This window comes from Candidatus Nitrosotalea okcheonensis, from assembly GCF_900177045.1.
GTDB classification, from domain to species: domain Archaea; phylum Thermoproteota; class Nitrososphaeria; order Nitrososphaerales; family Nitrosopumilaceae; genus Nitrosotalea; species Nitrosotalea okcheonensis.
This window is the reverse complement of sequence record NZ_LT841358.1, coordinates 1318832-1334710: the sequence shown is the minus strand read 5'-3', so window position 1 is coordinate 1334710 and position 15879 is coordinate 1318832. Positions and strand designations below refer to the sequence as shown.

Below are 15879 nucleotides of genomic sequence, written 5' to 3'. Positions count from 1 at the left end.
ATCGCTTTAATAGATCATAGATTAAATCATCTCTATGAAGGCCAGCTCACTTGCCTCCATGATTTCATCGCTCAATTCGGTTGCAATGGGCAAAAGCAAGGCAGATGTTGTCTTAAAAAACTGTAGGCTGGTTAATGTATTCTCAAGGGAAATTATACCTCAAATTCATGTGGCAATCAAAAAAGATAGAATTGCATATGTAGGAAAAGATGCATCTCATACAGTTGGAGAAAAAACTGGTGTCATTGATCTACAGGATAGATACATCACACCAGGATTTGTAGATTCCCATGTACACATAGATCAATATGTTCTTCCATCAGAACTTGCAAAAAAATCACTTCTATCAGGTACTACTGCTTTGTTTGCAGATCCGATTGACATTGTAAGTGTCTGTGGTTACAGGGGATTCAAGGAATTTGTTAAAATGACACAGCGTCTTCCAATCCGGGTCTATCATGTAATTCCTGGAGGGCTGCCTGTTGATAGAAAATTCAGCCACGCAAGAACATTGACCAAAAAAGAAGAGCTCAAGGGATTGGATATTGAAAACGTGGTTGGATTGGGCGAGGTATTTTCTTGGACCAAAGTCACAACACGAGATCCTAATACTATGAAAAGTATATCCAATGTTTTAGAAACTAATGGCATCATAAATGGTCATACGGCTGGTGCGAGTGATAAAAAACTAAATGCGTACATCGCTTCTGGAATTTTCTCATGTCATGAACCAATTGATTATGATCAAGTCCTAGAACGACTCAGACTTGGAATGTGGGTCATGATGAGAGAAGGTTCTATCAGACGAGACCTAGATAAAATCCTGCCTAGTACATTGTCTCATAAAACGTATCTTGATAGACTTATGTTCTGTACCGACGGGGTTAACCCAAAAGATATTGTAGATTACGGAATGATTGATCATTGTATAAGAAAATCTATCTCTATTGGCATGGATCCAATAGATGCCATAACTATTGCATCAAGAAATTCCTTTGAGTATTACGGCATGAGCAAGGATCTTGGTGCAATAGCACCAGGCAAGTTAGCTGATATTCTAGTCTTTGACGATCTGGAAAAGATCAAACCAAACAAGGTCTTTGTAGGAGGAAAACTGATGGTAGATAACAACAGCCTTGTAGTAGACACACCTAGGACCATAATCCCCGACTGGATGAGAAAAACTGTGAAGACAGGAATAAAGTTTGGAGAAAAAGACTTTGTTATACCGTGCAAGGAGAACATAGCTCAAGCATTGATTATCAAGCTTGATACTGAAATAATAACAAAAATGGATCAGGAAGAGCTTCAGGTAATAGACGGTAATGTAGTGACATCATACGATAAAGATGTGTGGAAGGTAGCTGCCATTGATAGAACATATGGTACTGGAAAAAAATCTGTAGCATTTTTAAGAAATTTTGGTGCTGATGTAGGTGCATTTGGATGCACACAGAGCTTTCATGAAAATGATATGATAATTGTAGGCTCGAATGAAAAAGACATGGCCTTTGTTGCAAATACTCTGACTAAAATGCAAGGTGGTATGCTTGTCGCTAAAAATGGTAACATCTTAAGTAAATTCTCATTACCTCTTGCAGGCCTGATCTCCTCATTATCTTTTGAAAAAACATTAGATGAATACGCTAGTATAGATTCTAAACTAATCGAGACTGGGTGCAAATTTAAAAATCCTCATCTAATACCTCTTTTCTTACCGTTTCTTGCATTACCTGAGATCAGAATCTTATACACAGGTGTTGTAGACGTTAAAAATAGAAGATACTTGAAGATCTTGAATCGATAAGATATTAAAAGGGGCAATTAATTACATGAATTAAGGGCTTAATTTTGGCATCTATTCAACAAACACCACAAGGACCTGTGTTAGTACTAAAAGAAAGTGCATTACAACAAAAGGGAAGAGACGCACAAAAGAATAACATTGCTGCAGCAAAGCTAGTTGCAGAACTTGTAAGAACAAGTCTTGGTCCACGTGGAATGGACAAAATGCTTGTAGATTCTCTAGGTGATGTTACAATTACAAATGATGGTGCTACTATTCTAAAAGAAATCGATGTTCAACACCCAGCTGCAAAAATGATGGTTGAGATTTCAAAAACTGTTGATAATGAGGTAGGTGATGGTACCACATCTTCTGTAGTATTTGGTGGTGCTTTGTTAGCAAAAGCCGAAGAGCTTCTAGAAAAAGATGTTCATGCTACAGTGATTATTGAAGGATATCAAGCAGCTGCAGAAAAAGCACTTTCACTTCTCACCGAAATGGCAAAACAAGTAGGCACAAATGATAAAGAAATCTTGCTAAAAATTGCAAAAACAAGTATGCAATCAAAGCTTATTTCGGAAGATAGTGACATGTTATCCAAACTTGTAGTTGATTCCATACTCCAAGTTGTAGAAAAGGAAGCAGAAGGAAACAAAGTAGATCTTGATAATATCAAGGTAGAAAAGAAAGCAGGAGGTTCTATTAGAAATACTCAGTTTATCAAAGGCATAGTACTTGACAAGGAAGTTGTCCACAGCGGCATGCCTACTAAAATAGAAAAGGCAAAGATTGCATTACTTAATTCAGCTTTAGAGATTGAAAAAACGGAGATGAGCGCAGAAATTAGAATTAGTGACCCAACGCAAATGCAGATGTTCCTTGAGGAAGAAAATAGAATGCTCAAATCAATGGTAGATAAAATTCACCAAATTGGCGCAAATGTATTGATTTGTCAAAAGGGTATAGATGACATCGCACAGCATTATCTAGCTAAACAAGGTATACTTTCAGTTAGAAGAGTAAAAGAAAGTGATATGACAAAGCTTGCCAAGGCAACTGGAGGTAGAATCAGTAGTAATATCGATGACATGATTCCAAAGGACTTGGGTCTAGCAGATCTTGTAGAACAAAGAAAAGTGGAGACAGACAAATGGGTCTTCATTGAAGGCTGTAAGAATCCCAAAGCCATTACATTGTTGCTTAGAGGAGGATCTCAAAGAGTTGTGGACGAAGTTGATAGATCAATGCATGATTCTCTGATGGTTGTAAAAGATGTGATAGAAAAGCCAGCAGTTGTGGCTGGAGGTGGTGCACCAGAAGAATTCTTGGCATCAAATCTAAAGGAATGGGCAGATAAATTTGAAGGAAGAGAACAACTTGCAATTAAGAAATACGCTGAAGCTTTAGAGGTAATTCCATTAACAATTGCAGAAAATGCAGGAATGGATCCAATCAATACCATGGTTACACTTCGCGCAAAACATAGTCAAGGAAGAAAATGGACAGGTATTGATGCAAGAAACACTAGAGTTGCAGACATGTTTGCAATTGATATTATAGAACCAATTGTAGTAAAGGAACAGATAATAAAATCTGCAACCGAAGCAGCATGTATGATACTTAGAATTGATGACGTCATTGCCTCATCCGGTGGAAAAGGTGGCGGAAGAGGTCCACCGATGGGCTAAGCCTTTTCATGTTAGAAAAGCTACGAAATCTAAAACTAATTAATTCAGTTGTTGTATTAAATGATTTTTTTCTAGATCGTATAATCAAGATTCAAAATTTAGATGATCTCTACCGACAAATTTTGGAAAAAAGCAAATTGGGTGGAAGTATTCGTGGAATTCCACAAACAGATCTAAAGGGCGGAAATGCAACAAATGTTGCATATGCTCTTGCAAGACTTGGTTGTCCAGTATCATTGATTACAATTGCAGATAAGATTAGCACTCAAATACTAAAAGAAACTTTTTCTGAATTTGACAAAGTCTTGTTGTCTATAATTGATGGAAAACCAGGACGAACTACATCGCTTGAATTTAACAATGCTGAAAGCATTGTGAATGTAATGATTTCTGATTTAGGCGATAATGAAAACTTTGGACCTGAAAAACTTGGAATGGAGGAACAGAATATGCTAGCAAGTGCCGACGCAGTAATTATGACAAATTGGGCAAGCAACAAAAAAGGAACAGAATTATCACAGTTTGCATTTTCACAATCTGCATCAGCTTTTCATCTTTTGGATCCAGCTGATATACAATCAAGATCCGAAGAATTCAAACAAACACTACCAAAACTTGTGGATTACCTAAATTCTATATGTGTAAATGAGAATGAGTGTAATGTTCTTCTAAAACAGTCAGAACTAGACGTAATTTCTGGAGAAAAAGAAACCAAAAAACTTGTACAAGAGTTGGCCAAGAGATATTCTATACCTGTTGATCTTCATACCTCTACTGGATCATACTGGTCAAATGGAAAAGAAGTAGAATATGCAAAATCTTTTCAAGTTCAACCCAAATTTGTAACAGGAGCTGGGGATGTTTGGGATGCCGCAAACGTGATTGGATACCTTGCAAGTTTGAGCGATCTTGAAAGACTACAGTTTGCAAATGGTGCGGCTTCCCTATATGTTAGCAATTCTCTTGGAATTCCACCGACAATGGATGAAGTTTTGTCGTTTGTTAGGGCTAATAGTCAATAGCCTTCAATTATTTGTATAAAACTGATGAAATTACCATTCAAACAGCATTTCTAGATCAAAAAACTGATCTTGGTAGTACTACAAATCGAGAGAAAGGTTTTTTAATAATCTAAAATTTAGAACTGACAAGTTGAATTACAAATTTTTTGTTGCAATACTAGCTGCAATGATTTTCTCTGCAGTGTTGCCAACAATATCTGCTAATGCTCAAACCAGCTCATCAAACTATTATAGTGCATCACAAGCCCTTCAACAATGTATTCAACAATTTCAAGGTTCAGATCATGTTTACTGTACCAATTTCTATACGTCTGATGTTGCAAGGTCAGGTACATTAAACCAGTATTTCCTACAAGGCTCTCTTGCAAATAGCATTGTAGTATATGAAAACACAAAAGTTACACTTTCTGGTCTCAAATCAACAACTCCTGATGTTGGAAAGACACTTACCTATCAATGGGGCCAAGTTTCTGGCAATGCAATAACATTTACTCCAAGTTCTACTGCTCCAGTGATATCTTTCGTCGCTCCTTCAGTACCTGCAAATGAAGTCAAGTCATTGAAATTATCATTAACTGTTAATGATGGATATGGATTAAATGATACTACAACATTTAATGTTGTGGTTTTACATGTTAACCATCCTCCGGTTGTTACAGTAAGTCCTGATCAAGTCGTAGACGAGGGAGCTTCGGTATCTCTCATGGCTACCGCAACAGATCAAGATAATGATCCATTAACACTAGCATGGGGTCAATACTCTGGTTCTACTGTACAATTATCATCAATCAGCACTACTGGCACATCATTTATCGCTCCAGCTGTAGCGCCTGGTCAAACTGCAACTTTACTATTCGTATTCACTGCAGATGATGGAAATGGAGGCAAGGCAGCAGCCATGACAAAGGTTACTGTTAAAAGCACTCACCAAGATCCTACTGTAACATGTCAAGATGCTTCTGTTAATTCTAATTCTCTAGTTAGGTTGCCAGTATCAGTTGCAAACCCAAGTGGTGATACAATCTCATACTATTGGAGACAAATTTCTGGACAGCCAGTACAATTATCTTCTAGTACCGACATGAGTCCAACATTTGTAGCACCAACTCCAAGTGGTACAAGTGGTACACTTCAATTCACACTAGATGTATCTGACAACATGGTTAATATTCCATCATGTTCTGTTACTGTAAAAATCAACAACCTCCCACCAGCAGGACAACCACCGGTTGCTAATGCAGGCCCAGATCAAACAGTCTCACCAAATAGCAGAGTCGTATTAGATGGTAGTGCTAGCACAGGTGATGGTATAACATACAAGTGGAAACAAATCAGCGGTGACCCAGTCATTCTAATATTGGGTAATACTGCTAATCCATCATTCTACTCACCGTCTGCTGACTATGGTCAACAAAAAGTAGTGGAGTTCAAACTTACCGTGAGCAACCCATATGGTACAGATACCAGCACAGTAAAGATTACAATAGTTCAGGACAGTCAACCACCGACTGCCAGAATAAACGTAGCACCCTAGTTTTTCTATTTTAAAAAATATCTTAAAATAAAGTTCCGTGAATTTTAGCTAGGCTATTTTTACTGAGGCTCTATTGTAGCAGGTGGTTTACTTGAAATTACATAGCTAACCCAAGCTACATCTTCTACTTCATTTGTGATTCTATTACTGATTCTTTCAAGTATCTCAGACGGTAATCTTGTCCAGTCTGCAGTCATGGCATCAATAGAATCAACTATCCTAACAAGAACTACATGACCATATCTTCTTTCATCACCAACTACTCCTACAGCTCTATCATCTCCAACTGCTGCATATGCTTGCCAAACCTTTCCATGCCATCCTGATGATACAAGCTCATCTTCTACAATCTTGCTTGCCTGTTTTGTAATCTGCAATTTCTCTGGAGTGACTTCACCCATTATTCTTACTGCAAGGCCAGGTCCGGGAAACGGATGGCGATAAAGGAGTTTATCTGGAACACCCAGGATCTTACCAACTTTTCTTACCTCATCCTTGTACAAGAATCTGAGTGGTTCCAAAACTTGCAAGTTCAACCATGAAGGTAATCCGCCAACATTATGATGGGTTTTAATTACTGCTGCAGGGCCTTTTGAAACTCCACTTTCTATGACATCTGGATAGAGTGTACCTTGGGCCAACCATTTGAAGGGACCGTTCTTCTCAGCAAATTCTGTGAATATTTTGATAAATTCTTCTCCTACAATCTTTCGTTTCTGTTCAGGATCAGTTACTCCTTCAAGTCTTGTGAGAAATCTTTCTTTGGCATTTATTACTGTAAAATTCATCCCAAAATTATTTTCAAACATGTTTTCTACCTCTATCTCTTCATTCATTCGTAAAAGGCCATTATCTACAAAAACACACCCGAGTCTGTTTCCTATTGCTTTTTGAATCAACAATGCAGCTACTGTAGAGTCAACACCTCCACTTATTCCACACAATACATTACCATCAATCTTTGAAATGTCTGATACTGTTGATTCTATGAAATTCTCTAAGGTCCAGTCTTGTTTTGCTTTACATATGTTTAGGACAAAATTCTTGAGAACTTGAATTCCATTTTCAGTGTGAATTACCTCTGGGTGAAACTGGATGCCATATACCATTTTTTGCTTGTTTGCGATTGCAGCTGCAAAAGAATTCTCGGTATGACCTATTACAGTAAATCCCTCTGGTAAAGTTTCAGCAGCATCGCCATGGCTCATCCAAGCTCTTGTTGATTGACCCATGTCTGCTAGCAGATCAGAATTGTTGTCTATGCTAAGCAAGGAAGATCCATATTCCTTGTGAGAACTCTTTACTTTACCTCCAAATTTATTTACAATTAATTGGTGGCCATAACATATGCCAAGTACTGGAAGTCCTATCTCAAATATTCCGTTTGTCGGTTGTGGTGAATCTTTATTGTATACACTTGCAGGTCCTCCGCTGAATACTATGCCCTTGGGATTCATTTTCTGTAGTTCTTCCAATGATATATCATACGGAACAAGTTCTGAGTAGACTGAAAATTCTCTAATTCTTCTACAAATGAGGTGACTATACTGCGAACCAAAATCTAATACAATTATCTTGTCCATGATATCACTTTTGAGAATTTTCAAGCATTCTTGAAAATGACCAAGTTATTGTATTTATTATCTCGTTTACCCTTTCCTTTTGACGATAATTCTTGATGAGAATTTCACTGATCCTGTTACCGTTTTTGTTTACTAGACATGATATTACAGCATTTTGTGGGATTATGCCATTCTGGACATCAAGTTTGTCTTGGTTTTCCATTCCTCCAATTATTCTTCCTAGGAAAAATGATTTGAATGGATGAGTTTCCACATCTAACATGATATCTTCTGATGGGATGATCACTAGCTCATCTAAAGTTACATGTACATTTGCTAAAATTTTATTGTCTTGTGTCTTGATGGGTGTGACAGAAGATGTTGGCTGACTCTGTGGTATGTTCTGTTTGTTGGACACAAGTGAAGATGCTTTACTAAAACTTGATTGTTTTACAAGAGAATCAAGAATGCGAAGATTATGCTTAAACTTGTCTACCTCTCTTTCTCTTTTCTCAATTTCTTCAGAGATCCACTCCCTTAATTCTAAAATATCACGCAGATTCTCCTCTGAATAATCCATGTTTTTTCTATTGTTAAGTGGATATAAATATTAAAACAAATCTTATCATCTGACTACTCTTTGAAGATCTGCCAATTTTATATTTTTGAATCCTGTTATTGATTGAGATGTTGTATAGAGATCTGCATTACTCTTTGAGGCTAGCCATTCTAAGAGTGATTTTGCTTTTCTCATCTTTTTTATCTTTACAGGTCTGTTATATGCTCCATCTTTGGAATATTTTCCTACATGCATACCAAAATCCATTCCAATCAGAATAATTTTAGATGCTCCAAAATGATTGGCAAGAAATACACACCTGTCGCCGTCTGTGAACCCTCCAAAGTTTCTAATTTTTCCAAATGGCTTATCCTCTGTAGTTCCTGTGCAATATCTGAATGAAACTGCATATGGCAGTCTACTAATATTGTCTCCATGTGCATGCACAATCATTATTGATTTTAATTCGGATGATTTTCTGAGGGACTCTATATTTCCATCAAGATCTGTTACTATGATATCGGGTATCATGTTATTTTCAAGCATTGCTTGTGATGCACCATCTGCAACAATTTTTGTGAAACCTTTGAATTTTTTAAGATATATCAAGGAATGACTCAAAGATGGACCTGCTCCAATGATAAAAACAGTCTTATTTCTAATTTTTCGCTCCAAAATATTCATCTGAAATTTATCTTTTAGAAATGAATTGAGGATCTTGGCTGATTTTATCTCTCTAGATCTATCGTAATTGAATTCTTTAAGGATTTCTAGATATTTTTGTTGCCAACCATTCAAAGTCATGTAAGTCTAAATGTATCTGGGGTAATCATAAACCATATGCATCAGTTGGCAAGAGTGCGCGTAGGTGGTTCTAATCCAATACGAATAATGGGAATAATTAATACAAGTCCGGAATCATTTTATAAAAAATCAATATTTACTGATAAAAAAATCATAGAAAAGACCGCCAAATTGATGGAAGAGGAAGGTGCTAATTTTATTGATGTTGGGGGAATGTCTACCGCACCCTATCTCAAGACTCTTGTGTCAGAAAATCAGGAGATAAAAAGAATCGCAAATGCTATAGATGCTATTAAAAAGGTCTCCAAATTGCCCATCTCGATTGATACATGTAGGGCAAAGGTGGCAGAAACTGCTCTTCAATTAGGTGCAGAAATAGTTAATGATGTCTCGGGATTAAAGCATGACAAAAACATGATTAATGTACTTGAAAAATACTGTCCATCTGTTATTTTATGCGCATTTAGTAACAAGCTAGTCGAAGGAAATCAGGTCTCACAGGCAAGAAGATTGATTGGCCAGAGTATTACACTGGCATTAAAATCTGGAATACCTAGAAACAAAATTGTAGTAGATCCAGCTATTGGTTTTTTTAGAAAAAATGCACAAGGTATACTGTCTACAAAAATAAATTCTGACTGGTTACAAAGAGATATGCTGGTGTTGAAAAATCTAAATCACATAAAACAGGAATATCCAATTCTTATTTCGGTTTCACGAAAATCATTCATAGGAGAACTATTGGGGGAGTCTGATCCTGCAAATCGACTATATGGATCTCTTGCAGCAGAAACTTTTGCCGCTTTAAATGGTGCTGATTTGATAAGGACTCATAATGTCAAGGCCACAAGTAATGTTGTACAGATCGTAAAAAACTTGCAAAATTTCAAGAAAGGCTTATAACAGATTTTCATTCTAATCAAGAAGGTTTAGTTGGAAATACGGGAAGGACTAACATTTGATGATGTACTCCTTGTTCCCAAACGATCTGGTATAGTTACTAGATCTCAGACAAATTTACAAACAAAACTTTCCAAAAATATCGCTCTTAACATCCCGATCATTAGTGCAAACATGGACACTGTTACTGAATCTGCCATGGCAGTAGCAATAGCAAGAGAGGGAGGCATTGGAATCATACACAGATTTCTTACCATCTCCGAACAGGTAAATGAAGTGCTCAAGACTAAACGTTCAGGTAGCATAATAATTGAAAATCCGTATACTATACATCCAGATCAAACAGTGCGTGAAGCTATTGAATCCATGAGGGAAAAAGGAGCTTCAGGATTGCTTGTGACAGACAGTCAGGGTCAATTAGCTGGAATACTGACAAGGCGAGATATTGTAATGTTAGAACCTAAAGATGAAAGTAAAAAGGTCACCGAAGTCATGACTGATGATGTTATTACTGCACAATTTGGAGTAGACATAGTTCAAGCCAAGGACATACTGAGAAAAAATTGCATTGAAAAATTACCACTTTTAGATGAAAGGGGACATGTCAAAGGCTTGATCACTAGTAAAGACATTATAAATTCTGGTAATTATCCACATGCATCAAAGGACAAAAAGGGAAGGCCACTAGTTGGTGCAGCAGTTGGTGTAAAAGGTGATTTTATGGAACGAACTGAAGCATTGTTAGATGCAGGTGCAGATGTTATAGTAGTAGACATTGCACATGGTCATAGCGAAAACGCGCTCAACACAGTTCGGTTGATAAAAAAAGCATTTCCAAACTGTGAATTAATTGCAGGAAATGTGGCTACTGCTCAAGGAACAGAAGATCTAATCAAAGCTGGAGTGGATGCAGTAAAAGTGGGAGTAGGTTCTGGTTCTATATGCATCACTAGAGTAATCACCGGTTCTGGAGTGCCTCAACTTACTGCTGTAATAGATTGTGCACAAGTTGGTAAAAAATATGATATTCCAATAATATCTGATGGTGGAGTAAGAACATCAGGTGATGCTACTAAAGCACTTGCAGCAGGAGCGTCTACTCTGATGGTTGGAAGCTTGTTAGGTGGAACCGACGAAAGTCCAGGTTCGTTTATGATGAAAAATGGAAAGAGATACAAGATTTACAGGGGAATGGCATCATTTTATGCAGCTCTTGGAAGAAAAAATAAAGAAACTAGCAATGCTTCGATGGTAGAAGATCTTAACGATTATGTTGCAGAGGGTGTTGAGGCAATGGTTCCGTACAAGGGTAGTGTAACTGATATAATAAAACAACTAACTGGAGGAATTCGTTCCGGTTTGAGCTATTGTGGTGCAAATAATATCTCACAAATGCAGCAGAATGCAGAATTTATAAAAATGTCAACTGCAGGATATGCAGAAAGTCAACCACATGATGTCGAATTGATGTGATTTACTTTAAATATAATCACGAATTAATTTTTCCATAATGCTTACAAAAAAATCAGTAGCTGGAATTGGAATAGGTCTGGTAGCTGTTATACTGGGTACCTTTTTCATGTTACAGTCAATTATGACTAATGTACATGATGTTACTGATGTCGTAGATGTTGGCAAAAACGATGTCTTTCAGTTCGATGCAGAAAAACATTATCATGAACTTCTTAATGTTACTGGAAGTTCATTTCATATACATATGAAAACACCTAGTACAGGTCTGCAAATCGACAAAGATTTCCAAAAGGAAATAAGTTTGGATTGGTATAGTCTTGATAATGGACAACACTTTATCAACATAACAAACACTGGAGATTCAGTACTTCATGTAACTGGAAAACTAGAAGCAGTTACAAATCCGTTAATATTCACATCACATCTACTGGTCATATCATCCGGAATCCTAATAATTGGAATAAGTGCAGTATTTTCAATTAGAAAGCCAAAAGGGTTCTAGACTAGTTCAGCTCGTGGATAGGAACCTAGTATCTTAAGAAATGTTGTGTTTGCCTTTATCTTCTCAAGAGTATCTTGTATGTTTCTATCATCTTGATGGCCCTCAAAATCCACGTAAAAGTTGTATTCCCAAGGGGTACTTTTTGTGGGACGAGATTCAATCTTTGTTAAATTGATGTTACTTATGTTGAATTTCTCAAGAATGTTATAGAGTGCACCTGGGATGTGTTTTATAGCAAAAATTATCGATGTCTTGTCTTTGGATGTTCTCTCTTTTCTCTTGTTTGCCAAGATGAGAAATCTGGTATAGTTATTTGAGTTGTCCTCTATCCCCTCTCTTATTATTGGAACATTGTATATCTCAGCTGCTTTTCTGCTGGCAATGCAGGCAATGTTGTTCTTATTGAGTTCTAGAAGAATCTTTACACTCCCAGCAGTATCATAAGTTGGTATGGGCCTCAAGTGGTTCTCTTGAATGAATTTTCTACACTGACCAAGTGCCTGTGGATGAGAATACACAGTGTCAATTTCCTCCAAACTCTGTAAACCGATAAGACAATGAGATATTCTATGATATGTCTCATCTACTACACTAAGCTTGGTGGTAAGTAACAAATCATAGCTCTCACCAACACTTCCCTCCAGTGAATTTTCTACAGGGAGTATAGTATAATCAGATCTTCCATTTTCTGTAGAATCTAACGCCTCGTAAAATGTAGGATGTGGGATTGTCTCTATTGATTCTTTGAAAAAACTAATTGCAGCAGCTTGGCTGTATGCTCCTGGCTCTCCTTGGAATGCTACTTTTAACATATTTTTAGTTGGAATTGAATTTTATAAAATCGCTGTTTCCAAATCTGGTTGACAGCTTTCTCTCTTCTATGTATCCGCAATCTACGCATTTTATGTTACTGCCCATTGCAACAACTTTTCCTCCACACTTATTACACTGGGTAAACAAAACTCCAAGTTCGGGTTCACTAATTGTTGCATGTACAACACCGTTGAGGAGATTGATTATTTTTGCAGATACTATATCACCTACTCTTACAAGAATTCTCTTCTTTGCTCCTTTTGCTTGACAAATGCATTCTAGACCTGAATGTGTAGGTTTTCCATTTATGTACAAAATGTTTATGGCAAACATGTTATTCATCAATGCTGAAATATTCCCTGTTATCACATCATTTGTTTTAGCAACTGCCGGTTTTCGTATCTCATTGATTTTTGCTATGCGGTTTGTTTTATCAAATTCTGGGGTACCTATGACTAATGATCTTATTGACTGACCGTCATCGAAGGTATTGTTGCCCATCTCAAACTCTTCAATTATTGCAATTTTATCCCCTGGAAGGGTTGGTTTCTGAGACAATGCCTTGATTTGCAATTTGATGATTATAATTGTTTATAGCCAGTGTGGGATTTCCAAGAATCCTTCCATGTTTTCTTTTCTTAATATCCTCAGTAAAGCATTTGCTTGAGGAGTAGACAAAACTGGCTTGTGAAAATGATTGTCGGTTGATATTCTTGGACATGCAACCTGAATAAAGGCATCAATTCCCTTGAGGTTGCGTAATTTGTCATCTGAAATATCTGTTATGGCAAAGAGTTGAACTTTCTTTCCCATGTTTTCCAATTCCTTCCTGAACTTGAGTGCAGTAACTTTTGAAAATTGGCCTTCCTTCAATCCGATAATTATTCCAAATGTTTCTGCTTCTGCAGCCTTGTAAACTGTCAATATTGCTTTTCTCTGCAGTTTTCTTGCAAATTCCGTAACCTCCCTGACCTCATTGAAATATGGATCAAGTACATATGTTGGTAGGTTGGTAGACAAGGCAATTCCTGCTGCATGAAAATTACTCTGTCCAAGAAATACATTTGCTTCAACTACATCCTTGGTCTCAGCAACTGGATAAAACTCACATCCAAACACCTGTCCGTCATTTAACTGACCCTTACCTTTTCCAATTTTCACTGTAACCCCATTTTCTTCAAATATCTTCTTTACCTTGTCAATTTCATGTAGATGTTGACTATCTGTAACAAGCGAGACTGTTTTTTCCTTCATCTCTTCTGCACATTTTCTTGCAATATTTTCAAATGACATGTCATCAAAGGCATCTATGAGAATTATGTTGTCGCCAAAACTCGTTGAGTTGATAGTATGTCCTATGTGAAATAGAATCTCAGCTCCTAATACTTTGGCACCATTTGAGTTAAGATCACAGGTTCCAAAACAGCTGTCTGCCAGTACGTATGCCGGAATTCCTGACCTTGTCATTATTCTTGAAGCTGTCTCTTGGATCTTTGGTATTATTCCATCAGGCCCGTTTAACGCCACTGAAACAGGTTTTCTTTTTTCTATCTCCTCAAAAATCTTTTTCTCGTCTATTACTATCAATCGCTATCGACAATTGTTTTTTTAATTTAAATCAAACGAACTGGCCACAATATTTAATATCACACATTTTAAAGACCAAACTAATGCCAATTGCCTTTGTATTGATAAATGCAGAATTGGGAGCAGAAAATGAACTGCTTAACCAGCTAAAAAATATGGAAAGTGTGAAATACACCTATGTTCTGTATGGCGCATACGATCTGGTGGTGAAGGTAGAAGCGCCAGATAATGAAACCCTAAAGAAAACCATCTCAAATAACATAAGGCAACTCAAAAATGTACGTACAACTCTTACCATGACTGTAATCGAATGAAAGAAACATCTATTCTTCATATTGGCTTTGATGATACGGATTCCAGAAAAGGAATGTGTACCACTTTTCTTGCTTACAAAGTGGTAGAATATCTGAAAAAAGAAAAAGTCAAGTTTCTTGATTATCCATACTTAATTCGATTCAATCCAAATGTACCGTGGAAAACTAGGGGAAATGGTGCTGTTGCATTAAAACTTGAGACTACAAGACCTCAGTTGATTAAAAAAAATGTCGTCAAGTATATTCAAAAGTATTCTGCTGTAAAAGATGGTGCAAACCCAGGACTGGTTTTCTATGAACATAAAAATATTCCAGAAAATTTTGCTAAATTTGGAAAGATGGCATTGTATCGTCTAGTGAGCAGAAAAGAAGTAAAAAAATTCATACAAGATAATGGACTTGAAACATATCATCTTGGTAATGGTCAGGGACTAATAGGAGCAATAGGCGCAATAGGATATGATTTCAGAGATCATACTTTCGAATTAATCTCATATAGAAATAAAACAAACCTAGGGAAAAAAAGGGAAATTCTCAAAGATAGTGTACAAAAAATGCAACAAATAACATTTCCTAAAACATTCAACAGTTTTGATGAATCAAAGAATAGAATCCTGATTGCACCACATGGTCCTGATCCAGTACTATTCGGGGTACGTGGCGAAGATCCTGACGCTGTAATAAAAGGTGCGTCTCTTGTACAATCGAAAGAAAAATTCTGTGGTTATATGGTGTTCCGTTCAAACCAAGGTACAGGTGATCATCTACAGAATGAACTTGATGTAAAAAACCTAAAACCATTTTCTTCTGGTTATGTAATTGGAAAGGTATCTGAAAAACCTAAAACAGTTCCTGGCGGGCATGTGTTTTTCTCGATATCTAAGAATGAAATTGCAGTAAAATGTGCGGTATACAAACCAACCCGACTCACTACTGTTGCAGAAAAGCTGATGGATGGAGACCTGATAAAAATTGGCGGAGGCATAAGAAAATCATCAAAAAAACATAAACAAGTTCTAAATGTAGAATTTCTTGAGGTACTTGGCCTCCAAAAACATATGATTATGATAAATCCAATTTGTATAAAATGCAACAAGCGTATGAAATCAAAGGGGAAAAATCAGGGATACAAATGCTCAAAATGTGGAAATACTGGTTCGGTTAAAATAAAGCAAGAAATTCCAAGGCAAATCCGTAAACAATTCTATCTACCTGTGGTGTCTGCACATAGGCATCTTACACGTCCCATGCAGAGAACTGGTAAAATTAACACCAATATGGAATTTCATAATTCTAAAAAATGGTTCACTAGAGCAAATTAAAGTTGTCTTGAAG

Annotated in this window: 15 protein-coding genes; 9 read left to right on the top strand and 6 right to left on the bottom strand. The window is 36.8% G+C overall.

Annotation, left to right across the window (positions count from 1 at the left end; genetic code table 11):
• Positions 1 to 85: 85 nt before the first annotated feature.
• From BQ3481_RS07985 to BQ3481_RS07970, 4 genes are all read left to right on the top strand, one after another.
• A complete protein-coding gene (locus BQ3481_RS07985; RefSeq protein WP_157928522.1) occupies positions 86 to 1807 on the top strand; it encodes an adenine deaminase in 1722 nt (573 codons plus the stop codon).
• Positions 1808 to 1851: 44 nt separating this feature from the next.
• On the top strand, positions 1852 to 3474 hold the full coding sequence (gene thsB, locus BQ3481_RS07980; protein ID WP_157927790.1) for a thermosome subunit beta: 1623 nt from the start codon (positions 1852 to 1854) through the stop codon (positions 3472 to 3474).
• A 122-nt stretch (positions 3475 to 3596) separates the two neighbouring features.
• Positions 3597 to 4496, top strand: coding sequence for a carbohydrate kinase family protein (locus BQ3481_RS07975; protein ID WP_157927789.1), 900 nt, complete (start codon positions 3597 to 3599; stop codon positions 4494 to 4496).
• A gap of 130 nt (positions 4497 to 4626) precedes the next feature.
• On the top strand, positions 4627 to 6030 hold the full coding sequence (locus tag BQ3481_RS07970) for a PKD domain-containing protein (RefSeq protein WP_157927788.1): 1404 nt from the start codon (positions 4627 to 4629) through the stop codon (positions 6028 to 6030).
• Positions 6031 to 6089: 59 nt separating this feature from the next.
• Here BQ3481_RS07970 and guaA read toward each other — a convergent pair whose 3' ends face one another.
• Genes guaA through BQ3481_RS07955 form a run of 3 tightly spaced genes read right to left on the bottom strand, consistent with a single transcriptional unit; the run spans position 6090 to position 8955 of the window.
• Entirely contained in the window at positions 6090 to 7613 is a 1524-nt protein-coding gene (gene guaA, locus BQ3481_RS07965) for a glutamine-hydrolyzing GMP synthase (protein ID WP_157927787.1), read from the bottom strand.
• Between the two features lie 4 nt (positions 7614 to 7617).
• Positions 7618 to 8172 carry a hypothetical protein gene (locus BQ3481_RS07960; RefSeq protein ID WP_157927786.1) on the bottom strand — a complete coding sequence of 185 codons (555 nt, stop codon included), beginning with the start codon at positions 8170 to 8172 and terminating at the stop codon, positions 7618 to 7620.
• A 45-nt stretch (positions 8173 to 8217) separates the two neighbouring features.
• Positions 8218 to 8955 (bottom strand): 6-hydroxymethylpterin diphosphokinase MptE-like protein, encoded by a 738-nt coding sequence (locus BQ3481_RS07955; RefSeq protein ID WP_157927785.1) that lies wholly within the window; start codon positions 8953 to 8955, stop codon positions 8218 to 8220.
• A gap of 36 nt (positions 8956 to 8991) precedes the next feature.
• Here BQ3481_RS07955 and folP point away from each other — a divergent pair, with 36 nt between their 5' ends.
• The 3 genes from folP to BQ3481_RS07940 are packed head-to-tail and all read left to right on the top strand — an operon-like array spanning position 8992 to position 11830.
• Positions 8992 to 9858, top strand: a complete 867-nt coding sequence (gene folP, locus BQ3481_RS07950) for a dihydropteroate synthase (protein ID WP_157927784.1) — start codon at positions 8992 to 8994, stop codon at positions 9856 to 9858.
• Between the two features lie 30 nt (positions 9859 to 9888).
• Complete coding sequence (guaB, locus tag BQ3481_RS07945; RefSeq protein ID WP_157927783.1) at positions 9889 to 11328, top strand: IMP dehydrogenase; 1440 nt, start codon at positions 9889 to 9891, stop codon at positions 11326 to 11328.
• A gap of 37 nt (positions 11329 to 11365) precedes the next feature.
• On the top strand, positions 11366 to 11830 hold the full coding sequence (locus BQ3481_RS07940; RefSeq protein WP_157927782.1) for a hypothetical protein: 465 nt from the start codon (positions 11366 to 11368) through the stop codon (positions 11828 to 11830).
• On the opposite strand, the gene pheA is transcribed toward BQ3481_RS07940, so the two are convergent.
• The 3 genes from pheA to dph2 are packed head-to-tail and all read right to left on the bottom strand — an operon-like array spanning position 11827 to position 14230.
• Positions 11827 to 12642 carry a prephenate dehydratase gene (pheA, locus tag BQ3481_RS07935; protein ID WP_157927781.1) on the bottom strand — a complete coding sequence of 272 codons (816 nt, stop codon included), beginning with the start codon at positions 12640 to 12642 and terminating at the stop codon, positions 11827 to 11829. The genes BQ3481_RS07940 and pheA overlap by 4 nt on opposite strands.
• A gap of 4 nt (positions 12643 to 12646) precedes the next feature.
• Positions 12647 to 13201 (bottom strand): exosome complex RNA-binding protein Csl4, encoded by a 555-nt coding sequence (locus tag BQ3481_RS07930; RefSeq protein WP_157927780.1) that lies wholly within the window; start codon positions 13199 to 13201, stop codon positions 12647 to 12649.
• 33 nt (positions 13202 to 13234) lie between these two features.
• Positions 13235 to 14230, bottom strand: a complete 996-nt coding sequence (gene dph2 / locus BQ3481_RS07925) for a diphthamide biosynthesis enzyme Dph2 (protein ID WP_157927779.1) — start codon at positions 14228 to 14230, stop codon at positions 13235 to 13237.
• An 83-nt stretch (positions 14231 to 14313) separates the two neighbouring features.
• On the opposite strand from dph2, the gene BQ3481_RS07920 reads away from it, so the two are divergent.
• Both BQ3481_RS07920 and BQ3481_RS07915 read left to right on the top strand, forming a co-directional pair.
• Positions 14314 to 14544: an Lrp/AsnC ligand binding domain-containing protein gene (locus tag BQ3481_RS07920; protein ID WP_157927778.1), complete on the top strand. Its 231-nt coding sequence runs from the start codon at positions 14314 to 14316 to the stop codon at positions 14542 to 14544.
• Positions 14541 to 15866, top strand: coding sequence for a tRNA(Ile)(2)-agmatinylcytidine synthase (locus BQ3481_RS07915; RefSeq protein ID WP_157927777.1), 1326 nt, complete (start codon positions 14541 to 14543; stop codon positions 15864 to 15866). Before BQ3481_RS07920 ends, BQ3481_RS07915 begins: the two co-directional genes overlap by 4 nt.
• Positions 15867 to 15879 lie beyond the last annotated feature (13 nt).

Coding starts and splice junctions, on each gene's coding strand:
- BQ3481_RS07985 (WP_157928522.1), top strand. CDS start 86: ATGGGCAAAAGCAAGGCAGATGTTGTCTTAAAAAACTGTAGGCTGGTT.
- guaA (WP_157927787.1), bottom strand. CDS start 7,613: ATGGACAAGATAATTGTATTAGATTTTGGTTCGCAGTATAGTCACCTC.
- BQ3481_RS07960 (WP_157927786.1), bottom strand. CDS start 8,172: ATGGATTATTCAGAGGAGAATCTGCGTGATATTTTAGAATTAAGGGAG.
- BQ3481_RS07955 (WP_157927785.1), bottom strand. CDS start 8,955: ATGACTTTGAATGGTTGGCAACAAAAATATCTAGAAATCCTTAAAGAA.
- folP (WP_157927784.1), top strand. CDS start 8,992: ATGCATCAGTTGGCAAGAGTGCGCGTAGGTGGTTCTAATCCAATACGA.
- BQ3481_RS07940 (WP_157927782.1), top strand. CDS start 11,366: ATGCTTACAAAAAAATCAGTAGCTGGAATTGGAATAGGTCTGGTAGCT.
- pheA (WP_157927781.1), bottom strand. CDS start 12,642: ATGTTAAAAGTAGCATTCCAAGGAGAGCCAGGAGCATACAGCCAAGCT.
- BQ3481_RS07920 (WP_157927778.1), top strand. CDS start 14,314: ATGCCAATTGCCTTTGTATTGATAAATGCAGAATTGGGAGCAGAAAAT.
- BQ3481_RS07915 (WP_157927777.1), top strand. CDS start 14,541: ATGAAAGAAACATCTATTCTTCATATTGGCTTTGATGATACGGATTCC.